This is a genomic window from Paenibacillus sp. J22P143, from assembly GCF_059692035.1.
The window spans coordinates 190,149-215,188 of record NZ_JCAUAQ010000003.1 but is presented as its reverse complement, the minus strand read 5'-3'; the positions used below and the strand labels follow the sequence as shown (position 1 = coordinate 215,188).

Annotated in this window: 18 protein-coding genes; all 18 read left to right on the top strand. The window is 46.7% G+C overall.

Translation table 11 applies throughout. From position 1 onward, the window contains the following. Positions 1-17 precede the first annotated feature (17 nt). Positions 18-3,602 (top strand): hypothetical protein, encoded by a 3,585-nt coding sequence (locus AC58PQ_RS08070; protein ID WP_497241450.1) that lies wholly within the window; start codon positions 18-20, stop codon positions 3,600-3,602. 214 nt (positions 3,603-3,816) lie between these two features. Continuing rightward, positions 3,817-5,229, top strand: a complete 1,413-nt coding sequence (locus AC58PQ_RS08065; protein ID WP_497241641.1) for an RtcB family protein — start codon at positions 3,817-3,819, stop codon at positions 5,227-5,229. 473 nt (positions 5,230-5,702) lie between these two features. After that, positions 5,703-6,815 (top strand): slipin family protein, encoded by a 1,113-nt coding sequence (locus tag AC58PQ_RS08060; protein WP_497241449.1) that lies wholly within the window; start codon positions 5,703-5,705, stop codon positions 6,813-6,815. A 318-nt stretch (positions 6,816-7,133) separates the two neighbouring features. Then, on the top strand, positions 7,134-8,555 hold the full coding sequence (locus AC58PQ_RS08055; protein ID WP_497241448.1) for an RtcB family protein: 1,422 nt from the start codon (positions 7,134-7,136) through the stop codon (positions 8,553-8,555). Beyond that, a complete protein-coding gene (locus AC58PQ_RS08050; RefSeq protein ID WP_497241447.1) occupies positions 8,545-9,483 on the top strand; it encodes an ATP-binding protein in 939 nt (312 codons plus the stop codon). The genes AC58PQ_RS08055 and AC58PQ_RS08050 overlap by 11 nt, the downstream gene beginning before the upstream one ends. 36 nt (positions 9,484-9,519) lie before the next feature. Then, positions 9,520-10,098 carry an RNA 2'-phosphotransferase gene (locus AC58PQ_RS08045; RefSeq protein ID WP_497241446.1) on the top strand — a complete coding sequence of 193 codons (579 nt, stop codon included), beginning with the start codon at positions 9,520-9,522 and terminating at the stop codon, positions 10,096-10,098. Beyond that, on the top strand, positions 10,091-10,897 hold the full coding sequence (locus AC58PQ_RS08040; RefSeq protein ID WP_497241445.1) for a TatD family hydrolase: 807 nt from the start codon (positions 10,091-10,093) through the stop codon (positions 10,895-10,897). The genes AC58PQ_RS08045 and AC58PQ_RS08040 overlap by 8 nt, the downstream gene beginning before the upstream one ends. Before the next feature lie 180 nt (positions 10,898-11,077). After that, positions 11,078-12,520, top strand: a complete 1,443-nt coding sequence (locus tag AC58PQ_RS08035; RefSeq protein WP_497241444.1) for an SWIM zinc finger family protein — start codon at positions 11,078-11,080, stop codon at positions 12,518-12,520. Positions 12,521-12,544: 24 nt separating this feature from the next. Then, the gene (locus AC58PQ_RS08030; RefSeq protein ID WP_497241443.1) at positions 12,545-14,356 is read left to right on the top strand and encodes a HEAT repeat domain-containing protein; all 1,812 of its coding nucleotides are present in this window, start codon (positions 12,545-12,547) and stop codon (positions 14,354-14,356) included. Further along, a complete protein-coding gene (locus tag AC58PQ_RS08025; RefSeq protein ID WP_497241640.1) occupies positions 14,332-15,423 on the top strand; it encodes an ATP-binding protein in 1,092 nt (363 codons plus the stop codon). Before AC58PQ_RS08030 ends, AC58PQ_RS08025 begins: the two co-directional genes overlap by 25 nt. Then, positions 15,381-17,756 (top strand): DUF5682 family protein, encoded by a 2,376-nt coding sequence (locus tag AC58PQ_RS08020; RefSeq protein WP_497241442.1) that lies wholly within the window; start codon positions 15,381-15,383, stop codon positions 17,754-17,756. Before AC58PQ_RS08025 ends, AC58PQ_RS08020 begins: the two co-directional genes overlap by 43 nt. Before the next feature lie 3 nt (positions 17,757-17,759). Further along, positions 17,760-18,968, top strand: a complete 1,209-nt coding sequence (locus AC58PQ_RS08015; protein WP_497241441.1) for a VWA domain-containing protein — start codon at positions 17,760-17,762, stop codon at positions 18,966-18,968. Between the two features lie 801 nt (positions 18,969-19,769). Beyond that, positions 19,770-20,621 carry a hypothetical protein gene (locus AC58PQ_RS08010; protein WP_497241440.1) on the top strand — a complete coding sequence of 284 codons (852 nt, stop codon included), beginning with the start codon at positions 19,770-19,772 and terminating at the stop codon, positions 20,619-20,621. A gap of 20 nt (positions 20,622-20,641) precedes the next feature. Next, positions 20,642-21,085 carry a hypothetical protein gene (locus AC58PQ_RS08005; protein WP_497241439.1) on the top strand — a complete coding sequence of 148 codons (444 nt, stop codon included), beginning with the start codon at positions 20,642-20,644 and terminating at the stop codon, positions 21,083-21,085. Beyond that, positions 21,060-21,329 carry a hypothetical protein gene (locus tag AC58PQ_RS08000; protein ID WP_497241438.1) on the top strand — a complete coding sequence of 90 codons (270 nt, stop codon included), beginning with the start codon at positions 21,060-21,062 and terminating at the stop codon, positions 21,327-21,329. Before AC58PQ_RS08005 ends, AC58PQ_RS08000 begins: the two co-directional genes overlap by 26 nt. A 100-nt stretch (positions 21,330-21,429) precedes the next feature. Then, complete coding sequence (locus tag AC58PQ_RS07995; RefSeq protein ID WP_497241437.1) at positions 21,430-22,215, top strand: DeoR/GlpR family DNA-binding transcription regulator; 786 nt, start codon at positions 21,430-21,432, stop codon at positions 22,213-22,215. A 72-nt stretch (positions 22,216-22,287) separates the two neighbouring features. Next, the gene (locus AC58PQ_RS07990; protein WP_497241436.1) at positions 22,288-24,039 is read left to right on the top strand and encodes a class I mannose-6-phosphate isomerase; all 1,752 of its coding nucleotides are present in this window, start codon (positions 22,288-22,290) and stop codon (positions 24,037-24,039) included. Positions 24,040-24,058: 19 nt separating this feature from the next. Continuing rightward, positions 24,059-24,985, top strand: a complete 927-nt coding sequence (locus AC58PQ_RS07985; protein WP_497241435.1) for an ROK family protein — start codon at positions 24,059-24,061, stop codon at positions 24,983-24,985. The last annotated feature ends 55 nt before the right edge of the window (positions 24,986-25,040 follow it).

The window sequence follows — 25,040 nt, the reverse complement described above, 5'->3', positions numbered from 1 at the left end:
AGAGGAGTTAGATTCGGATGAATAGGAAAAAATCAGTTAAATCGATGTTATCGAAGGTCACATTAACTTCTTTGTGTTTTGCCACGGCATTGACGGTTCCTGCCAATGCTTTCGCCGAGCGGAATACGGTTGTTGTACCAGCCCCTGTCGTTCAACAGCTTGCGGCGCATTATACGAAGCAAGTCAACTATTTCAAAACGGGAGATACTCGAATTCCTGGCGGAGCAAATAGCAGATATTCTGCAGACTGGATCACGACTGCGAATCACACGTCGCAAAGCGACTTGTCCAACAACCGTGTGCTTCCTTTTGATTTACCTGATTCCGTACTTGCGGCCACTGGATTGGGCAGTGAAGTTTCCATGGCATTCAAAGATGGGGATGGCGTATATTGGGCTGTCGTTAATCCGAAGGGTCTGGTGAGAATCGACTTCGGCGCTTCCGATGCTAACGATGTATTCCAATATTTATCGGGAAGCCGTTACATATTTGATGCTACCAGCGACGCCAAAAATACGATCACGGGCATCATGTCCGACGGTCATCACGGGATCTGGATTAAAAATAGCGAAGGCGCGACCCACGTGAAGTTCGTGCTGCAAACTTTAGCGGAGCAAGCGGCGAACATGGAGTACACGCGGGGCTTGTTCGACAGTCAAGGCGCGATCGGTGACCAAAGCGGTTTAACCCTGGATTACGGCAACGATACTTCGGACAACGGGCCAGGATATGTATCTACTTTACCGACAAGCCCGCTATTCGGCGGAAAGAATTATTTCCAAGACTTCTCAGGCAGAACGTATGGGGAAACACTGAGACCGACGAATAACTTTGCTTATTGGTCCGGATTCAACAGCATTGGCGAAGGGGCAAGATACGACTATTTAGCCAATTTGCCGAAACCAACGAACAACGAGATTATGGCTAAGCAAGAAGCTCGCTCTAACATCATACGTACGGTATCTATGGCGATGCTGCTTACGAAGATCAATGGACTTAACAACGGTTCTCCGGCAAGAAGCTTTAATGAAATTGGCATTACCAACTTCAATTCTAGCCGAAATGTATACAACTTTGCCAAAGCGCCTGAGAATACCGATAAATCTAAAATTCAAGTCGGAGATGTATTTACTTATGGTCGTGGGTCTGACTTGGATAAAAAGGAAGATCCAATCCAGTGGTATCCGTACACAAGGTTCTTCGGGGACGGACTGCCGGTTCACACGTACAATCCAGATCTTTCGGCTAACAAAGGTTTAACGGATCTACAGTCGCCTAACACGGCTACAACGAACGCTTATGTAAGGGCTAATAATGCACTCGCACCATGGCAAGGGTATAAAGCTGAATCGCTAGGGAATGATGCAGCTAACCCGATTGGCAAAATCTTAGGACCTAACGGACCGTATCCGACGATTGCCAAGAGTGCGCATGCTTCCGCGGGGATCACCACTTATGCTGACAAAAGCTTTAGCTCTGCAACAAGCACGCAAGCTGCAGAGTGGAACTATAAATACCAAGTTACTCAGAATGTTAGTGATCGATATCCAGATCTCATGGCTATGATCGTTTCTCCTGACCCAGTGAATCCAACGCGTCCAACCTATGGCGGCATTAGCGATTTAGCGTTGGGCAGACTTATTACGGCAGGCACAGGCGCCGGCTTAGGCCTTCAAGTTTACAACAATCCTTCTTCCGAAGAGCCCGTAGGCGATTTTGCGCAATACTTCACGCTTTATCATTACATTTTGAAACCGGAGCTCGCTAATCCGAATACGCCTGCGAACATTAGAGAGCAAGACGAAAAGCTTCTTGCTTTGTTAAGAGATTGCGCGATCGTCGAATTGAACACCATTATCGATAACGGCTATATGCTCATCGACCCTCACGGTCAAAACTCGTCTTGGGCAAAATGGTCCGCGGACAATTTCAATACCGATCGCGGGACGAACGAGTATTCCAATAACGATGGTATTCAACAAAACATGTTTTTCGCTGACGCGCCGCTGAATGCAGCGGAAATAACCATGTTTATGCGAGTCACGATGGAGATTCTCGAGGATGTAAAGGCGGATACGACTGATGTGGCCGTATTGCATGATATGGACCCTTGGGTGACTAGAAATGGCGCAGCGGCTCAAGAGCACAATTACGCCTACTTCTATAACAAATTTGCTGCCGAGTATAACAAAATCTTCGTGGGTACGAACTATGCAATGAACGGATATGTGCTTCCTGCGTTCTCGCCGTTGCATACCGCATTCGACGAATCAACGGCAGTCGATCTATCGGGCAATCTGGTTCCAAAAGCGGCGATCAGAAACGGTTCCGGCTTTATTTCCTTTATGCAAAACATTAAGGCATTAAAAGATAAAGAAGCGCAGATGTGGATTAAAGATAATACTTGGTTCATTAAAGCTGCGACAGAAGCATTGAAAGTAAATAAATCGGTTTTGATGTATATTGAATCGCTGCCAGCAGCGGAGCGCAATAAATATTATTTGAATTCGATGCTAATTTTCGGCAATCTGGAGGGCTTGTACGGGGATCCGTTAAATGATACAGGGAAAGACCTGGAAAAACTCATTAGATTAGCACAGATTCAAATCGATTTCTATGATCAATTGACGAACAAGAATGCAATGAGATTAAGCTTTAATCATAGCGACGCGATGATGATGTTTGAAATCTATTACCCACTAGCGATCATCACCAAAAATGATTCACAATACCCGGCCATTCAAAAGGCTTACGGAAATGTGTACAATCAAGTATTAATTAATTCAGATATCCCTGCTTATACGTATTTGCAAAAAATTATGAATCCGAACGATCCTAACATCGATGAACAAGTTAAGCATGATACTTGGATTCTATCTCGCATTCCTCAATACGGTTACGGAAACATGATAACGAATAACTACGCAAGTCGAACTGATTATTTCTACTCCGCAGCTGGAGAAGATATGCTTATCGGCGCTGCTCCAGTGTCCAACCGGGTTTTGCCTTTGGATGAAAGAGGATCGTTCAAGTATAATTCCGTGCAAACGGAAGATGATCGAAATGCGGAATTCTTAGACGATGAGCATCATGTAGACACGCCTTTCGCAACTGGCTGGAACGGCGCACAAACTGGTCAAGTGAAGAGTAATAACTTTGGCTTGCTGTATGATCCGTCTATTTACACAACGGGCTATTGGATCGCGCTCGATAGCGGAATTATTACAGATGCTGCCCCTGTGAATCAAATTCAAGCGCCGTATTCCGTGATGCCGTCGTTTACTGTAACTAGTGTAACCTATGATGTTTACAGTATCGATGTAAATTCGGGACGCGGATCTACAGGTGCATCGTATGTATCTTCGATCACTGCTACCACGGACGCAGGGTCTCAGGTGCTCATCAGCGGTACTGATTTTACGACTGCGTTTACGGCGCCACAGTATTTTGTGAGTAGGAATGGTCTACTCAAGATTAATCTTGCTCCTGCAAAAGTCAAAGCGCTTTCGAGCAATGGCACTAAACAAGTCACGTTCAAAATCGTACTTGGCGGCGCTAGCGGAGTTATAGGCAATGTAACCATACTGCCCAAAAGCAATTAGCTAAAATTATGATTCAAGAATAATTCAGGGCAAAAAACAACAAAGCGGGACGAAGCAGAGAATGAATTCTGCTTCGTCCCGCTTTTGTTTCGTATTATCTAACCATGAGTAAAATGGAAAAATTTTCACCTGTCGCCATACTTTCACCATGTTCGTTCGCATGGAAATAAGCGAAGATAGCTTTAGAAGAAAAACGGAGGTTAACCCAATGGATATGAAAACAATCATACACGGCGGTAATCATTACGAAATGAATCTAGAGCATGGCAATCTTCATGTGTTTGCTAACCCAGATGTGTTCCAATCGTTTGAAAACAGAGTATTTGAAATGGCAGATAATAACCTGCGGATTCCACGTAATATGCATATGAGCTACACCCCTGACGCCCATGTGGGTATTGGTACTTGCATTGGGACAACGGCAGTTTGGAGCATGAAGGATGGGTTCGTTTCACCTTCCATTGTTGGTGTGGACATCGGCTGTGGCATGCGTGTGCATACGACATCCTTGCATAAACGTGATATACAAGACAAGGGTGTTCGTAGAGCATTAATCAAAGCGATCGAGAAATATGTCCCAACCCATGAGCGTACAAATACGAATTATTCAAATATCGATATCATGGACGTCGTTCAAAACGGATTAAAAGGACTTCCTAAGGAATACGTTCCGAATGAACAATGGCTTACCCATGTTGAAGAATCTACATTCAAGTTCGATCACGACTACCTTGAGAAGTTGCCAGAAAAAATCCGCAAATATGCCCACGGGCAGCTTGGGACGCTTGGTGGCGGGAACCATTTTATAGAGATTCAGTATCTAGAAGTGGCAGAAGCACATAAGGATTTGGCGGCAAAATGGGGCTTGTTCGACGGGCAGGTTGTCGTCATGATTCACTCGGGTTCTCGTGCATGGGGAGCTATGCTGGGTCAAGAATTCACCAAGGTTTTCAGAGAAGCAATGAACAGTTGGGGTGTCGTAAATCCGGATCGGAATCTTTTATATGCGCCAATTGCAAGTCATGAAGGGCAAACTTACTTAAATCTCATGTATTCCGCTCTAAACTTTGCAGTAAGTAATCGTCATATGATTGCCTTCGGTGTTCAAGAAGCGTTCCGAGAAGTATTTGGCGAAGACCTGGAAATACCTGTATTGTATGACCTCATGCATAACTATGCGCTAAAGGAATTTCACCGCAATCAACCGATGCTCGTGCATCGGAAGGGAGCGACAAGAGCGCTGCCGCCAGGTCATTTCCTGAATACAGCTGCCTATAAAGAAACGGGTCATCCGGCATTAATCCCCGGTTCCATGGGAACCTCATCCTACATTATGGTAGGGAGAGACGAAGGGCTGAAAAACTTCTACTCCATTTGTCACGGTGCGGGCCGAGCGAGATCACGGAAAGCAACGAAAGAGCTTGTTACTGTCGATCAATTCGCGCAATCGATGAAAGTTGGAACGGATGATGAGATTCTCGTTAATCATCGTTCCTTGCAAACCATTCTTGATGAATGTCCGCAAGCCTATAAAGATGTGGATCAGATTATTGATAGTGTTGTGGGTGCATCGTTAGCTGATGTGGTGGCGACTTGTAAGCCGATGGTTGCGATTAAAGGCGTTTAGGAAATTGTAGTAATGATAGACGTCAATGACGTATATTCATAAATTTGGATGTATGTACGGATGACTTTACCTAGGCTAGGATTTCAAATAGTCCGGCAGTGCTTACACATCTCTATGTGTTTGTATACTGTAATGTTCATTTCGGCGTACATTCCCCTGGTGCAAGGGGTTCGAATCCCCTATCGTGTGAAACGATTAACAGTTTAAAAACAATCCAAATTGATTGTGTACTGGAGTCCAATGTGGCTTTCAAAATTGCACACTGTGCCACGGCTATGCAATCTGCAGATACCGAATGCAAGCATGCTTAACACCATTTGTTAATAACGGGAAGATAGACGGTTTGTGAGTGAAACCCAACATCTCCAACTAATTTCAAATGGCATTATGCATCACTTGCCTTCTTAAGCAGAATTCCGCCCTAATCGCAGGAGGACTCCAACTACGTGATCTATCATTCAAGGAGGTTTAACATGTTTAAAAAAGTGACGATACACAATGACGAACGAGGACTGCTTTTTCGTAAAGGCAGCTACTATAAAAGCTTACAACCTGGCACTTATCGGCTGTCGCCATTTTCGGATGATAGCATTGAGATTTTAAATATCATGCACCCTTTTCTTGTAAAAGGGAAAGAGCTTCCATTGTTCTTGCATGACGAACAACTCATAAAAGAGCTGGATATCATGCAGGTTCAAGACAATGAATATGTTCTTCATTATGAAGATGGCAAATTCGTTGGATTGTTGACAGCTGGAAGCTATGCCTTTTGGAATGTTTTGAAGAAACACACTTATCTTCGTGCAGATCTACGTCATCCTGAATTACCCAATGAAATTGATCCAGCTATTATTCCTAAGTTAAGTGGTTACTATCAAACATTTGATGTGGCTAGTCACGAAAGTGGCGCTTTGTTTTATAACCATGTCATGCAAAAGGAGCTTGCTCCCGGTAAATATTATTTCTGGAAGGGACCGATAGGCGTTTCTGTGAAAACCGTCGATCTCCGTCAACAGCAAATGGATATGACAGGGCAAGAAATGATGACGGAGGATAAGGTAACACTGCGACTTAACTTTGTGAGCCAATATCGCATTGTGAATCCACTTCGAGCGCTTGAAATCAAGTCGTTTGAAGAGCAAATGTACATTCAACTGCAGCTTGTATTGCGTGAGTATGTGGGTACTTTGAGATTAGATGATTTGCTGAAAATGAAACAAGAAATCACCACCTACGTGTTGTCACGCTTGAATGAGAAAAGTCTAGATTATGGCGTACAGTTCTTGTCTGCAGGTGTAAAAGATATTATTTTGCCAGGTGAAATGAAGGAGATCTTGAATACGGTCTTGTTGGCTGAGAAGAAAGCGCAAGCCAATCTCATTACGCGGCGTGAGGAGACTGCTTCTACGAGAAGCTTGATGAATACGGCTAAGCTTATGGATGAGAACCAAACCCTGTACCGGCTGAAGGAGCTTGAGTTCCTGGAGAAGATTTGTGAGAAAATCGGAACGATTTCTTTTCATGGTGGAGGCAACTTATTAGAGCAGTTGAACTCATTTGTTGGAGATAAAAACATGTCTAAGTAATGATAAATTTTATTAATAGGCATGATCATTATAATTAATCTTTCCGCCGTAAACGGATTGACAGTTCTTAGGTTAGACACGTATGATGTTTGTAAATGAATGGAAAGGAGGCCGACGATATGATTCGCAATCAAATTTCTATCAATAACCCGACAATTGAAAAGCATATTATACCATCGGTCTCAACCGGACTTGTGACGAATAGCTAGGTACTCTTGGAGTACGCCTAGTTCAATTTGACATGATTAAGCCGTAGACGATGTTGGTCTATGGCTTTTTTGCGTCCACTGAATAAGGAAATAGAGAGGAACAAAGTGAATGAAAGAAAATTATTATCAAGAGGTCCAGCTCCCATCGGGAGTCGTTCATGTATACGCAGGACCTGAGTTGTTTAAAGCTTTAGATTATCAAGTATTTCAGATGGCCAACAACAATTTGCAGATTCCAAATCAAGTCTATATGGGCTATACGCCTGACGTGCATGTCGGTGTAGGTACTTGTATCGGCACGACAGCAGTATGGAATGCGCATAACGGATATGTATCACCGTCGATTGTCGGCAGCGATATTGGCTGTGGAATGCGCGTGCATATGACGAATTTGCATAAGGATGAACTGAAGAATGTGAAGCTGCGCCGCAAGCTGGTGAAGACGATCGAGAAGTATTTACCCGTTGAAGATCACGCGCGTGGACATTTCTCAGACATCCGATTGGAACACATCGTCACCAAAGGACTGCATGGACTTCCAAAGAAATATATTCCCGACGGTTATACGCCTCGAAAGGCGACATCGCTTACGCATGTCGAGAGCAGTAAATTTACATTGGATGAAAATGCATTGAATCGATTTCCGAGTAATGTTTGGCATCGGTCACATCGTCAGCTTGGGACGCTTGGGAATGGGAACCATTTTGCGGAGATTCAGTCGATAGAAATTGCAGAAGAGAACCGGGAGGTGGCTGAGGCCTGGGGACTATTTGATGGTCAAGTGGTTATTATGATTCACTCGGGCTCGCGTGCATGGGGTGGCTCTGTGAGTCAATATTGCAACAGTGACATGTTAAAGGTGATGCGGATGAACGGATTAGGAACGGCCGATCCTAAGCTGTTATTTGCACCTTTAGAACATTCGGCAGCTCAGACTTATGTAAATCTGATGTATTCAGCGCTCAATTATGCTGTTGTAAATCGCCATCTAATTGCCTATGCCATTCGTGAGGCTGGTAAAGATGTGTTTGGCTCGAAGTTTGAAATGACCACGTTGTACGATCTTATGCATAACTATGCGTGGGAGGAAAAGCATGAAGGGCAGTCCTATTTTGTTCATCGCAAAGGGGCGACGAGGTCGCTTCCGGCAGGCCATCCAAGCAATCCGCAGCCTTATCAACATACCGGTCACCCTGCGCTGATTCCGGGTTCAATGGGGACAGCTTCCTACATTATGGTAGGAGCACCGGGTGGCAAAGCCAACTTTCACTCCATTTGTCATGGAGCAGGGAGAATTCGTTCACGAAGTGCGACGAAAAGATTGATAACGCTGAATGAATTTGCCTCTTCCATGCGAGTGGGTACGGATGAGGAAATTGTCGTAAACCAAAGGTCGTTAGAGTCGATTCTAGATGAATCGCCTCAAGCTTACAAAGATGTTGATCAAATTATTGAAAGTGTCGTCGGAGCGGGGTTGGCTGAAGTTGTTGCTAAATGTAAGCCTATGGCGGCAGTAAAAGGTGCTAAATGAAACTTGTACAAAGCGTAAGGATGGCGTCGGAGTAGAGGATTTTGTTTTTGCTGTGGATGATGCGAGTCTATTGCGTTTTCTAGAACACGCTCGGCAGCGGCGTAGGGATTTAAACCTTCGACAAGTGACCGTTTTCACGGATGGACCTCATGGAATGGAAAAAGAACTGGCTCCTATAACACGTATGGTTGACTGTTCAGAAGTCATCATGAAGGGCGAAGTGAAGACAGATATTTATCGCTCTTTCGATCAGTTTTTTGCTGAGGATCGTGCCTTTTTCAAAGAATATGAGCTTCCGTATAAAAGAGGCATCCTGCTCTATGGGAAGCCTGGAAATGGAAAAACAACGCTCGTCAAATCGATTGCAGGCAGCGTAAAAGCCCCTGTTGCTTATTGGCAAATAACGGAGAACACCGGTAGCGAATCTATTCAAGAGGCGTTTCAAGCTGCGGCTAAAATGGCGCCAATGATTCTTGTGATTGAAGATATCGATGCGATGCCCCAGCGGGCAAGGTCGTACTTTTTAAACATTTTGGATGGTGCGACTTCCAAGGAAGGTATATTCCTCATTGGGACAACGAATTATCCGGAGCAAATTGATCCGGCACTTATGAACCGGGCAGGGAGATTCGACCGTGCTTATGAAATCAAGCTTCCAGACCTAGAGCTGAGACAGATCTATTTGGAGCAAAAGGGGATAGGGAAGCTTCTGAGCGAAGCGTTGATTCTCGTAACGGCGAAGCAAACAGAAGGGTTTACTTTTTCTCAGTTAAATGAATTGTATGTATCTGCTGCACTTCAGTGGCATTATGAGCTAAGCGTGGACATCGAAAAGCTGGTGAAATCGATGAAGTCAGATCTGCATAAAGGGCAGACGATGTCATGGATGAAAGAGGATACGGATGTGAGGGTTGGCTTTTTGGTGTGATATTAAATATGAATTTAATTTTAGGACGTGATTGAGATGTTACAAGAAAACAAACAAACAAAATTAAGTAAGATTATGAGTAAAATACTTCGGCATTCGCCAGAAGAATTCGGACTGAGGCTAGATCCTATTGATGGTTCTTGTGCGGTTGCAGATTTGATAGAAGTCATTCGTGTACAGACGAAATGGTCAGAGATTAGAGTAAGCGATATTAAAGAAGTTGTAGCGCGCTGTGAAAAGCAGCGCTTTGAGATTATCGGCGATCGAATCCGAGCTCGATATGGACATAGCCATGATAAAGTTAATTATCCAGCTGCAAAACCTCCTAACGTGCTCTACCATGGCACAAATGTGCAGGCTGCCCCTTTGATTGTAAAGCAGGGGTTACGTCCCATGCGGCGTCAATATGTCCATTTGTCCGAAGGACTTCATTTTGCAACTCTTGCTGGTAAACGAAGAGGGGAATTAATTATTTTAGCCATAGATACAGAGAAAGCTTCTCAAGCTGGAGTAGTCTTCTACTACGCGGGCAATGAAGTATGGCTTGCAGACGCAGTTCCTGCCGAATTCTGCCGCATCTATGAGCATGCAGAGGAGGGGCAGCACGATGACTAATCAACTTATCGATATTGGTGTTAATTTAATGCATCGCTCTTTTGATCAAGACCGTGACGAGGTGGTTGCAAGGGCGCTTGCAGCAGGAGTGACCCCACTCCTCTTGACTGGCACAAGCATAAGAAGCAGCGAAGAAGCGTCGCAATATGCAGGTAAATTTCCTAGGAAATTATTTGCAACGGCAGGGATACATCCGCACGACACGCGCAATTGCAAGGAGCATACGATTAATAAGCTGCGTCAATTGGCGAAGCTGCCTCAAGTGGTTGCCATTGGTGAATGTGGACTGGACTATAACCGTGATTTTTCACCTCGCGATGTACAGCGGAAATGGTTTGAGGAACAGATTCAGCTTGCCTGCGAGCTGCAAATGCCGCTTTTCCTGCATGAGCGAGAAGCTCATTACGATTTCGTTCGAATCATGAAGCCGTATGTCGGTTCAATCAATAAGGCTGTTGTCCATTGCTTTACGGGATCACTGCAAGAGCTTCGGGTTTATCTACAGCTAGGATTTTATATCGGAATCACAGGCTGGATCTGCGATGATCGTAGAGGCAAGCACCTGCGTGAACTTGTGAAGAATGTACCGCTTGATCGTTTAATGCTAGAAACAGATGCCCCATTTCTTACACCGCGGGATTTGCCCGTAAAGCCGCAGGATGGCCGGAATGAGCCTGTTTTTCTTCCACACATTGCAGAGACAGTTGCTAAATGCCTTGGTATAACTGCCCGGGAAGTTGCTGATTCAACTGCACAAACAACAAAGGATTTTTTTGGATTGCGTTCATTTAGTATGTGAGGATTTCCTCTATGGCTTCAACCTCCTAGTCGTGTAGGTGGTACGAATAGTCATAGGGGGGTTCCTCTTTTTTGTTTTTCTTATCCCTCGTTCTATTTGCGGAGGAAATTCCATACCCATGAAAAAGGAAAATTAGGCATGGTGTGGAAACTGTTTATATAACCAAGTTATGAGGGGTATATGATGAATTATTTAACGGAGTCGTATGTAGATAGTTTGGCGCTAAATAGCGGTGCGATCAAGAACGGCAAGGATTTGGTGAAGAAAAATAGTTTTCCGCTGCTCTGTCAGTCGGAGGACGGGACGATTATTTTTGGGGAGTGTAAAGGTAGTGGAAAGGACCCGTATCAATGTTCGGTCGATGTGGCGAAAGAGGGGAATCCCGTATTCCGCTGTTCATGCCCGAGCCGCCAGTTTCCGTGCAAACACAATCTAGGTTTGATGTATGCCTATACGTCAGGCAAGACATTCATCACTGCACCCCTGCCACAAGATATCGTGGATAAAAGGGAAAAGGCTGAGAAGCGGGAGGAAAAGAAGAAAGAACCTGTCGACCCAGATGCTCCAGTTGTTAAGCGAAAGACGAACAAGTCAGCTTTAATAAAGAAAATAGCTGCACAGCTGGAAGGGATCAGCATTGCTGAGAAGCTTGTCTTGCAGCTTGTACAGTCAGGACTAGGAAGCCTGGACAAAAAGGCGCTGCAAACCGCTGAAGAGCAGGCCAAACAGCTCGGCAACTATTATATCCCGGGGGTCCAAACGGCACTTCGCGATTTGACGCTTCAGTTACGAGCACAGGAAGACCAGGAGACCGTGTATACAAACGTGATTGAGCAGCTTACCACGTTGCAAGCATTGATCAAGAAAAGCGGAGAGTACCTGGGCAGTAGATTTGAAAATCCAGATCATCCTATGGATACGGAATCAACGTTGGAAGAATGGATTGGGCACGCCTGGCAAATCGCAGAACTGAGGGAGCATGGTCGGGTTCGCAGCGAGCCCTCGGAATTATTGCAGTTGTCGTTCCGATCCTACACGGATCAGGCGAGAGGCGAATTCATAGATGAAGGGTACTGGTCGGACTTACAAAGCGGACAGCTCCACTTCACAAGAACGTATCGGCCATTCCGTGCAGCGAAATACATACGTGAAGAAGATTCTGTCTTTCAGGTCGTCGAAGCGAAAGAACTTGCACAATACCCCGGGGAGCTTAACACGAGAGTGCGTTGGGAAGAAGCGACATTCCGCGAAGCCGACTCACAAGATTTTCAGAAAATCCGTTCATCAGCTCACAAGTCATTCCCAGAAATCATTAAACAAGTGAAGAATCAGATTAAAAATCCACTTTCGGACAAGTGCCCTGTCATACTGCTGCAATTTGCTGAAATCAAGAAGACGGAAACTTCCTTTGTGCTAGTAGATGAACAAGGTAAGCAGCTTCCACTTGCAGACATTCCATATCTCAGCGAGCCTTCGACTCATTTGCTGCCTATGTTAAATAAGGCATTCTTACAGAATCAGGCGATTCTGGTTATGTTCGAACACAATTGGAAGCATAACAGGCTTGAGGCGCAGCCGTTAAGCATCGTAACGACCAATGAAGTCGTTCGCTTGCTCTATTGACGAATAAAATTAGGAGACGAACTCATGAGTATAGATCTATTGTTTGAGCTGCAGCACGAGGTGCGGCGCTTATTTATAGCAGGTAGTGGCATGGCGACGGGCGATTTACGTTTGCAAAAAATGCTTCCCCAACTTCAGAAGCTTGGCGAGTCAGCGCCGGTGTTTAACCGAATGGCTCAGGCGGTTAGTCAAGTTCTTGAGGCAGAAAAGAGTGGTTCAGCGAGCAGACTTTTAGAGTTAGGAACCCTCTTGAATTCCGTGCTGTACACGCAAGGGAAAACGGAGACGAAAGAGGAACTCGTACCGGTGGAAGGGACGGAAGTGAAGCTTTCGACGTCAATAACTTACCGCAAGCTGCATCCGCTTATTGAGGCATTGACGCAAAAAGGTCAGGGCCGAATGGAGCAGATTCGTCAAGGGTACGACGATGGCCTTTTTCATGATTTCCGCGTCATACCTGCTGCTGTTTCCGCGCTAGACGATAGTTATGTAGAAATACCCGATTATCTTCATCGAAAGGTGCTGCCCGCACTCGGAATGGAGGCTCTCCCTGCGCTTCGGCAGCAATTTAAGCTGGATGGCGGGAAAGGTGACGCCCGCAGATTGGAACTTATCCATGATTTGCTTGCCCTATCTGCCTTAGATCTCCTTCTTCAAGCTGCCAAACAGGGTTCAACGGAGGTCCGCTCCACGGCGATTGAGCTTCTGGGCGATTATCCGGAGCAAGAGGATTTTATTCTAGAGCAAGCTGATGATAAGAAAAAAGAGATACGCAGAGCCGCCTTATTCGCCTTATCTCGACTTGGAACGGAGCAAGCCATCGTTCGTCTGTACAAGGCTCTGGGTTCGAAGGATCGGGATCTTGCGATAGAGCCCATTCAATTATGCAAGGCCAATGATTTGACGCTCCGTGTCATCGGGCATGCGGAAAGTGTGTTGGAGCGAATCATTCAACGTACAGACGTGGAAAATTCCGCACAACAATTGTTGGCGGACATCCGCAGCTTACAAGGCAAGAGAGTACCGGAAGTCGTAGATTTCCTAGAGAAATTGCTGTCAACGCCTAGTTTTATTGTTCCAGAAACGGAAGCCGTACAGGAGACTTCAGCTGAACTTCTATTGCAATTAGATCTGCCTAAGGCAGACCGTTTTGCCCTTACTTTACATGAGTTGTACAATCGCAAATTGATTGCATACAGCTTTAGAGCGGCCATCAAGATTCTTCCTCCAGAAGACGTCTACGAACGCTTTTGCCATGATCTTAAGGATAAAAGGCAGACGGCGACTAAGGATTTATTGCGCGTCTTGCGTAATCTGTTTCCTTCCTTGGAGCATCAAATGTACGATACTTCCGCCCAGATTGAGGTCGAGCATCAGGAATGGGATCCCAGGTGGGTGCACTTGTTTGTGAAATTGGATGAAACGGAGCTCGTTTGCAGACTTGCGAAAGAAATGGATTCACAAATCGCTTCTTACTTGGCAGAAGCATGCTTGCAAAAGCCTGATTTTTTCAACAGTAGAACGATTCATTGCCTTCTTGCCTTATTCCGTATTGGGTACAAGGAAACCCCTGAGCTTCTAATGGACATATTGGAGAAAGGCAAGAAACAGCTTTATTATTTAAATCATACGCAACATGTGCTCCTGACATTATTACCGCGATCCTATACGGAGAGGATGCAGCTTTTTGCGCAAAATGTCTCAAACGAGTCAATGAAAAATCGACTTGTAGAAATCGCAGAAACGATAGCTGCGAAGCCGGAACAAACCGAACCGTCAGATAACGAAGAGAAGGGACAGGGATTATGGGAATGGATCAAAAGCAAGATGTCGTAAGATTGCCCTCCGAACGGTTATACATAGAAGAGTTAGAAGCATTGAAAAAATTGGATCAGGATGTGAAGCCAGCCGGGTGGCAGCTTTCTCCGAAGGCGGTCCTGACGTTTCTGATTGGTGGGAATGCAAAAGGGGTCGCAATTACCCCGAAATACATTGGCAACAAGCGGCTGGTAGAAATGGCCATAGCTACGCTGTTGACAGACCGAGCTCTCATGCTGATTGGGGAACCAGGAACGGCTAAGTCTTGGCTTTCGGAAAATCTAACAGCTGCGATCCACGGGGATTCTGGCAAGGTCATTCAAGGAACGGCAGGGACGAGCGAGGAGCATATTCGTTATTCTTGGAATTATGCCATGCTGCTGGCGCAAGGGCCCTCAGATCAAGCCATTATTAAAAGCCCGATATTCCGCGCGATGGAAACAGGTGGGATCGCCAGATTTGAAGAGATTTCACGCTGCGCATCCGAAGTACAGGACGCCTTAATCTCCATCCTGTCAGAGAAGACGATCTCGATCCCGGAACTGGGTAGAGAAGTGTTCGCCGCACGGGGATTCTCTATTATTGCAACAGCGAACACGCGCGACCGTGGAGTAAACGAGATGTCAGCCGCCTTGAAGCGGCGCTTTAACATTATTGTGCTTCCATCCCCATCCGATATTGAGACGGAAGTAGAGATTGTTCGCAAACGTGTTAGAGAGATTTCGACGAGCTATGAGTTAAGAGCGTCGCTCCCAGAGGAGGAGGCGGTGCGGAAGGTTGTAACGATTTTTCGCGAGTTGCGCAGCGGGATGACACTCGACGGCAAAGAGAAGGTGAAAGGGCCAAGTGGCGTGATTTCGACAGCTGAAGCCATCTCGCTGTTAACGGGTAGTATGGCGCTTGCAGGAAGCTTTGGGAGCGGACAGATTAGTGAAGAAGATATAGCCGCCGGACTGCAGGGAGCTATTGTGAAAGACGAAGAGAAGGACCGCCTCGTATGGAAGGAATATCTAGAAAATGTCATGAAAAAGCGGGGATCGACATGGAGAAATCTGTACTTCGCGTGCTCGGAGATGAACAACTAGATCGCAGTCAGGGGTTTCATGTTTTCGGTATACGGCACTTATCTCCTGCAGGTGCTTTCCACCTGCTTGCTTTCTTAGATGAAGTGAAGCCTACGGCAGTGCTCGTTGAAGGACCTAGCGACGCAAGCGGTTTTATAGCTGAACTAACCTCTCATGGCGTTGTCCCGCCAATTGCTATTTTAGCGTATACGGATCAACTGCCCGTAAGGACCTTACTGTACCCGTATGCTAGTTATTCGCCAGAATATCAGGCGTTTCAATGGGCTAGCCGCAACGGTGCACAGGCTGCATTTATCGATCTGCCCTCCGAACATGCCTTGGCTCTATACGAGCAAAGGCATGCTCATAGGTTATCTACTACAGAGGGCGAGAGCAATCAGACTGAGGACGACGATTTTCAGACTTATGTCCTTGGACAGAGGACACTGTATCAGCAGCTTGCTGAATTGTCGGAAGAGCCGGATTACGAAGCTTACTGGGAACGGCATTTTGAACATAATTTACAAAAAGACGCCTACCGCCATGGCATTTATCAATTCTCGGCTCAAATGCGGGAGCTGAACGTGCAGCAAGAGTGGCAATTTGCGCCACAAGAAGCGGCTTACAATGAGATTCGGGAAGCTTACATGCGGCGCAAAATTCAGGATACGATTGAAGCTGGGCACGCTCCAGAGAAAATTGTAGTCGTAACCGGCGCGCATCATGCCTCTGCCTTAGATTTCCGTTTTCCGTTGATGACGGACGAAGAAATGAAGGGGCTGCCCAAGACAACAACCAAGCTTACGCTGATGCCTTATTCGTACTACAAGCTGTCTTCACACTCGGGCTATGGGGCAGGGAATCAGGCACCTGCTTATTTCGAATTGTTCTGGCAGTGCCTCCAAAAAGGTGACTTGGGCAGGCTTCCTTCCTTGTACTTTTCTCAGGTCGCTGCCTATCTTAGGGAGCATGGCACTTATAGATCCACAGCTTCGCTCATCGAAGGTGTGAGGCTGTCAGAGGCGCTTGCTGCTTTACACGACGGTCATCATCCTACGTGGAAAGACCTTCGGGACGCAGCCATGGTATGTCTTGGTCATGGGGAGCTTTCGACAATCGCGGAAGCTTTGGCAAGGACTGATGTGGGCACAGCCATCGGCAGATTGCCAGAAGGAGTCAGCCAGACGCCAATTCAAGATGATTTGAATAGAGAACTCAAGCGGCTCAAGTTGGAGAAATTCAAATCTACGGTTGCTGCAACCTTAGAGTTGGATCTACGTGAAAACCGCAGAGTGAAGTCGGAGGAAGCTGCGTTTCTGGATTTGAAGCGGTCTGTTCTCTTACACCGACTGGAACTACTGGGCATTAACTTTGCCAAGAAGCAAAGTGTGCATCAAGACTCCGCATCATGGGCGGAGAATTGGGTGCTGCGGTGGACGCCAGAAGCTGAGATCCAAGCGGTGGAGTCGACCTTGAAGGGGGGGACGATCGAGCTTGCGGCGGCTTTTGTACTGAAGGAGCGGCTCGACGTTTGCAGCGATATCGCGGAAGCTTCGCGCATCATTCGGGCAGCCTGCGATTGCGCATTGACCGAGCTGATGGAGCAAGCCAAATCCACGCTGCAAGGGCTTGCGGTGGATGCCGGCAACTTCGAGCAAGTCGCTGGCGCAGCCTATGAGCTGTCGGTATTGATCCGTTATGGATCGCTGCGCCGAATCGAAACGGATCCCCTTGTTCCGCTGCTCCAGCAGTTGTTCCTGCGCGGAACGCTGCTCCTCGTAGACAGCGCGGGCTGCAACGATGACGCCGCTCAGGGTATGGTTCGAGCGATTCAATCGCTGCACACCATTGCCCAAGACCATTTTGAAACGGTAGACGATGGTTTATGGTTGAATAAACTGCAAGAGCTAGCTTCGCGTGATGATCGAAATGCCAAACTGTCGGGCTTCGCTTTCGCAATATTGCTTGAACGAAATGAAATACCGGTTGAGCGTGTTGCGACGGAAGTTTCGCGTCGCCTGTCACCAGGGATTCCCGTTGATCTGGGAGCGGGATGGTTCGAAGGCATGTCGATGCGCAACCGATACGCGCTGCTGTCTAGGGTATCGTTGTGGCAGCAACTTGATAGATATATCGGATCGCTGGATAAAGAGGCATTCCAACGTTCCCTTGTGTTTCTGCGCCGAGCTTTCGGTTCATTCGAACCGAGGGAGAAAGCATCTGTGGCCGAGATGATGGGCGATATTTGGGGTGTTGGCGAAGATCGTGCTGGAACTGCTTTGCAGCAGCCGTTAACTGAGGAAGAGAAGGAGAAGCTGGATGATCTGGGTGATTTTGATTTTGGGGATTTGTAGCTTATGACAATGATAGATCAAGAACAATTAAAGCGTTGGCGATTAATTCTGGGTGCAGCTTCTGAAGAGAAGCTGCAGTCTTTTGGTGGAGACGGCATGCTTGACGACGAGTCAAGACTCATGGATGAGGCGCTTGCCGCGATCTATGATGAGACATCCGGTAGTAGTGTTGATGATGGATCGAACGTAGGTGGCTCCCGCAAAGCGGGGCTTGGGCCTTCGTCCCCGAAGCTTGCCAAATGGCTGGGCGATATCCGCACCTTTTTCCCGCCGGACGTGGTCTCCGTCATTCAGTCCGATGCCATTGAGCGCAAAGGCTTGAAACAGCTGCTCTTCGAACCGGAGCTTCTTTCCCAAGTGAAACCGGACATCCAAATGGTTGCTACGTTAATGGCGCTCAAAGGAAAAATACCGGAAAAAACGAAAGAAACAGCAAGACAATTAGTGAAGGCTGTTGTAGATGAAATCATGCAGCGGCTTTCGCAGGATTTGCGCCGAGCTGTGACTGGTGCCTTGAATCGCAGGCAGCATTCACTGCTGCCGTCGTCCACGGGACTGGACTGGAACACAACCATCCGCAAAAATCTCAAGCACTATGACAAGGAGCGAGGTCTCCTGTTGCCTGAGAAAGTCTACTTCTTTGACCGAGCACGCCGCAGCAAAGAGTGGACGGTTATCCTAGATATTGACCAAAGCGGCTCGATGGCGGGTTCCGTCATTTACGCGTCCATTATTGGTTCTATTTTCGCCAGTATGCCGGCTCTGGACACACGAGTAGTTGCTTTTGACACCGAGGTCGTTGATTTAAGTGAGCAGTGTGCAGAAGATCCCGTTGATATGCTGTTTGGCATTCAGCTTGGCGGTGGAACAGATATTAACAAATCGATCGCTTACTGCGAGCCTTTTATCACGGAGCCGAAGAAAACGCTATTCATCTTGGTCTCAGACTTATATGAAGGCGGCAATCGGACTGAGATGATTCAAAGGCTTGTCGACATGCATCAGGCTGGCGTGAAGACGATCTGCTTACTCGCTTTATCTGATCAGGGCGTGCCCTCTTATGACGATGCAGTTGCCAAAAAGCTGGCTCAATCCGGTATCCCTTGTTTTGGATGTTCTCCCGAGAAGCTCCCGGAATTGATGGAAGGTGCATTAAAGGGGCATGATCTTGCGTTGCTTGCGGAGAGAGTAAAGCATGGTAAGGGGATGTAGCTTAACCATACATAGGTACTGTTCGCGAAACTGTGTGTGTAGTATACAGAAAAGGTGTAAGAAGTTGGATCATTGAAATGAATATTCGATAAAAGCTCTACGAGATATCGTAGGGCTTTTACTTTTTTTGATCGCCAATTTTGTTGTACCAATTAATGGGATTTATTCTATTTGAAAAGAATGTTTTGAGGTTTACGTAAAGATCTGTTAATGATCTTAAACATTCTGATAATGATATTTGATTCTCCCTGCTGTCCTTCTGTCCTACAATTAAAATATAAAGGGGTTTCAAAATAAACCTAGTGAATGTGTTCTTACCTGTTTTTGGGGTGAAACCATACATTGCACTGAGCGTTGGGTAATGTTTTAAAAAATATACGGGATTCTCTCCAAGCGAGTATAAGAATAGTGAACATTAAAGGGAGAAAAAAGAAAAAGAAGGGATCTCCCGGATTAACCGGAGGATCCCTTTAATGTTACACTCGCCAACGTAAGCGAAACGGAGGACGGGAAAAATGACTTAAACCGTCGTCAAGGCGAGCGCCTTTAACATATTCAATTATAGTTTGTCCTGACTCCGTTCGTCAAAACTTATTTCTACGCCGGAGGCTGTGCGCCACCATCTACGAAATCGCGAGGTAACTATGGGTTGGATTGGGATTCCTGGGATATTGGCAAGCTATGGCATGAGGTGTTGTCCTACAGTCAGGTTTGTACGGCTGAAACACAGGCTTTTTCTCATGCTTATTAGGTTGGCTAAAGGCATTGAAACATTTGTAAACTTATGATATAAATTCCTAGTTGAGTTTGAAGGGGGCATACGAAAAGAAGTTTAGCAATCTCGCTTGCGATAACGATCAGGTTCATCCAAACGATATACCAACAGCAACCGCTCCACAAAGTGACCAGCAACTGGTCTATAGACCTGACTTGTTTCCTGAGAAGACAGTTATTCCCTTCGGCAAAAGTTGGGGACAACCATTAGAGTCAGGCACTCCTCTTACTGATGCGAAGCTTATCAAAAGCTTTGCGCTACCTCGCTCTGAGGCGGAAATTCTAATTTATAAAACTGGTGATACCTCCCCAAAATATATGGGGTATCTCAAGGGTAGGAACTCGGTATCGAAGTTGGGTGACTTGATTGGTTTTAATGAAAACCAATCTTCGATCAATTCGTTGAATTTCCTGACTGGGGATGTGTCTGGCGCGGTTATTGAAATCCCTATTGGTACTATGGGTACATTGAATGTGTTGCTGATCTATCATCACACAACCGATTCATGGAACGTAGTCGATTTTCAAAGACATCCCACCATTCCAATAGATCTCGACAGTGACGGTGTCCCTGAATGGGTCGGTAACCAGACGGATTGGGTGCCGCCTGCTGTGGAGATCGATCGTTGGGTCGCAGAATATGATCGTTTCGAAACGACAGTTCTTCAATGGGATAATAGCCTATTCCCTGATACGGCTAACGAAGAACCTTCTTACTCATCCCTTTTTGTGGAGGAGGGGAAGCCTTTCATTGAAATCGGCAATAAAGATGCTTACGCATTTTTTACATATGACCACGGGTTTTTAAAACAGTATAGACCCGCCGACACCAGAAGCCGCGTCTTGGACATGCAAATGGCCCGACAGCATCATCATTAATTAAAAGAGGGGAGATTGTTTTGAAAATGGCTGGATATCCAACTTGGAAGCTTGGATTAGTTTGCTTGGTGTTGCTAGGAAGTAGCTTACTTACAAGCAGATGCATATGGAACTCACCTCAGACATCTCCCCAAGTTCTTGAACAGAACACCATACCGATCGTTGATCCCACTCCGGAACCAAGTATCTCAATGAAGAAAATCAGGTCAGATTGGGTAGAAGAATACGGACAGCTTCCCTTGGCTGATGCCGACAATCATGGTTCAGTCCTTGGGATTTCTGACAAGCTGGAGTTATGGGGAAATTCCAGTGTAGATCGCGTAGTCTTATTCGGAGAGGTCTCCAAATTTATGTCGATCATCCATGATGAAACTACGTGGTCGTCGTACAAGAAGTATCCCAATCTTATCATTCCTTTTTTCTCTGGTAGATCGGTTCATGCTAAGCACAGATTCCGGTTATGATATGGTAAATGGCGAGCAACAGGCGATTGATGCCATGTATATGATGTTGGATTTATTGAAGGATGATCCAGCGTTGGTGCGAAAGGTAGCTTATGAAAATCTAGATGCATTGATACGTAATCAATCGGCTACCAAAACCCAGAAGAAAATGATTCGAGAATTAAATCAAAAGACCGGCAGCCAGCATGATGTTTCATTGATGTCTAAGTTCGAAGCCGGCCGGATTCTTTATAGTGGGGAATAATCCTATTGAAAGCCTTGCACGAAATCGTAAGGCTTTTTTTCTGTTCTCATAATTTGATCGTTTGTGTTAAAATGAGTAAAAAAATGTTCGAGGTGTAAAAATGCTACCATTACAACGAAAGCAAGCGTTATTAGAGTTTTTGTCGCAACATAAGGTCGCGACCATGAAAGAGCTTAGTGATCAGTTCAACGTGTCGGAAATGACGATCAGACGCGACTTGAACGCGCTGGAGGAAGAGAACCGCGTCCGACGCTCCCATGGCGGCGCGATTTATTGCGATGATGCGATTGTAAGCGAAGAGCCGGATGCGGCGTCCAAACAAGCGCGCAATCGCGACGTGAAGGCCAGGTTGGCCGCTTATGCGGCCGAGCACTTCGTTAGAGACGGGGACGTGCTCATTTTGGAGAACGGGACAACTGTCTCTCGCATGGTTGAGCTGCTCGACGCTTACGCCCAATTAACGATTCTTACTAACGGCTTGGATACGCTTAGCTTATTTCGTCCTCTCGTTACGGACACGCGATCGATCCAATGCTGCGGTGGCATGTTGAGGCAAGTATCCGGAACTTTCGTTGGTCCGACGGCCGAACAATTTTTCGCGAGCTACCATGCGGACACACTCTTTGTTTCGGCATTAGGCTACTCGTACGAGGAGGGCTTCACCGATCCGAACTTACTGGACACACAAGTGAAAAAGGCCATGATCCGCTCGGCGAAAAAAGTGGTCATGCTGCTCGACTCATCGAAAATTGGCAATCGTTACTTTTCGACAGTGGCGAGTTTGGCCGATATTGACGTTTTCGTTACGGATTCTAGAATCCAAGAAGAGGATAAACGATGGATCGAAGCCAGCGGCGTTGAGCTTCATCTAGTCGTATTATCTTAAAATTATGTATGTTCATTTGTGTTAATTTGTGATATATTTTGATAAAACAACACAAAGGAGCTGCGAATAATTATGCGAGGAAACTACAACAAACAGCCGTCAATCCGTATCCATAATCGGGACAATGAGGTTTGGTCGGGTTATGCAGCGATAGGAGCTGCGATAAAGAAATCCCTAGAAGGCAAAGGGCAGCACAAAGCGGTCGTCGTCGTGGAATGCTACCCAGGCGTCAGACAAGATGAAATCATTTCGGGGTTGTCGGCTTCTCTTCTTCCAAGCAGGGTTATCCGTTCGGAAGACGCGGCCATGGAGCCGAAGGAAGTCGACCGTATCGTCGAGCGCTATATGACAGACGACCGGGTATTTGGCTACATGTCGCCATTCGTGATCGATGAGTTTTACGATAAGGATAAAATCGATAGGCTGCGTCTTGAGTTGGAGGAGTCGGATTCCGGCATGACGATCGTAATCGGTTTCGGTGCTTCGCTGATCACGGAAGGTGACGTACTCGTCTATGCTGACTTGGCCCGTTGGGAAATTCAATTGCGGTACCGTGCGAAAGAATATACCAATTGGCGGACGAACCGTGTGGAGACCGATATTTTGCGCCTCTATAAGCGAGGTTTTTTCTTCGAGTGGCGCATGGCGGATCGTCTGAAAAAGTCACTGATGGGCCGTGTCGATTATTATTTGGATACGAATGTGAAAGACGAACCGAAGTTGATCACACGGCAAGCGTTATTCGCAGGCTTGGCGCAGACGGCAAGCCAACCGTTCAGGCTTGTTCCCTACTTCGACCCCGGCGTATGGGGCGGAAAGTGGTTGGAAGCGAACATCGAGCTGCCTAGGCGGGACCATCCCTATGCTTGGGGCTTCGACGGAGTGCCGGAGGAGAACAGCCTTTATTTTCAATTCGGCGAAGTAAGAGTAGAGCTTCCTGCAATCAATCTCGTTTTTTTTCAATCCATTCATCTGCTCGGTGAGAAAGTGTATGCCCGGTTCGGTGCGGAATTCCCGATTCGCTTCGACTTTCTCGATACGATCGGGGGGCAGCACCTCAGCCTTCAGGTACATCCGACGGCCGAGTATATTCGCGAGAAATTCGGAATGCCGTACACGCAGGACGAAAGCTATTATATTCTCGATGCCGTACCAGGGGCGGAAGTTTATCTTGGGTTGAAAGACAATATCGAATCGGACGCGCTGCTTGATGATTTACGTAAGGCTCAAGGCGGTGGATTTACGTTCCCTGCGGAAGAATACGTGAATGTTTATCCAGCCAAGAAGCACGACCACTTCCTTATTCCGGCGGGTACCATACATTGTTCAGGGTCGGGCTGCATGGTGCTCGAAATTAGCGCGACGCCTTACATTTTCACATTTAAACTATGGGATTGGGATCGTCTGGGCTTGGACGGGAAACCGCGTCCGGTTCATGTGGAACACGGTAGCCAAGTCATTCAATGGAACCGTGCAACTGAGTGGACAACCACGCAATGTGTGAATCGTGTTGAAACCGTAGCAGAAAGTGAGGGATGGAAGGAAGAACGCACGGGACTGCATGAACTCGAGTTCATCGAGACGCGCCGTCATTGGTTCTCGGCTCCGGTCCTTCACGAAGCGAACGGCAGCGTACACATGTTGAACTTGATCGAAGGCGAAGAAGCGACAGTCGAAAGTCCGAGCGGTGCATTCGAGCCCTTCATCGTTCGCTATGCGGAGACATTCGTCATCCCGGCGTCAGTGTCCGCCTACATCATTCGGCCAAGTGGGCCAAGCGAAGGCAAGACACTCGGCACGATTAAAGCTTATGTAAGGACTTAGCAGGGGGGGCGCGAAAGTCATGAATTCATCCATTATTCTTGCTCTTGATGTCGGAGGTACGCAAATTAAAGCTGCTGCCGTGATCGAAGGCATGATCGTTGAGAACACTGTCTCCCACTATCCGGCTCATTCCGATCGAAGCACAGACGAAATCATACATCACTTCGCTGAAATTGCCGCGGATCTCGTTGCTAAAACGGGCCGAGACGAGTTGCCGTTCGGGGGGATCGGTCTTGCTTTTCCCGGACCGTTTGATTATGAAAAAGGAATAAGCCATATTCGGGGACTCGACAAATTCGAAGCTTTGTACGGTCTTCCCGTCGGCAAGCTGCTAGAAAACGCCGTAAGATCAAATGAGATGTTGAGCTCGCGTCTTGCTCCGACGTTCGGTATCAAGTTCGAGAACGACGCCGCTTTATTTGGCTTAGGTGAAGCGAACTACGGGGAAGCAAGCGACTCCAAACGCGTCATTTGCCTTACGATCGGCACAGGGCTTGGTTCATGCTATTTGGAAAACGGATGCCTCGTTAAGCATCACGACGGCGTACCGGATAACGGATGGCTGTATTCGCTCCCATACGAGAATGGCATTGCAGACGAGTACATTTCCCGCAGAGGCTTCCTACGGTTGGCGAAAGAAATGGCGTTGTTAGACGCGGATCAGGACGTACATCACTTCGCGGCATTGGCCGGAACTGGGGATGTGAGCGCGATAAGGCTGTTCGAGGCTTTCGGCCGACGCATGGGTGTCATCTTGGCTTCGTCAATCCGTGCTTACGCTCCTGACAGAATCGTCATCGGCGGTCAAATATCCAAGAGTGGACACTTGTTTGTTCCTGCGTTTCTGGCGGAACTCGAGACCAGGGGGATTCGATCAAGTATCAGCCTCAGTAAGGATACGTTATCCAGTACATTTTTAGGAATTTACGACTTCTTTAACAAATAATTGCAACAAAAAAACCTCTTTCTGGTATCATGGTAGTGTTCAGCAACCATTTTAA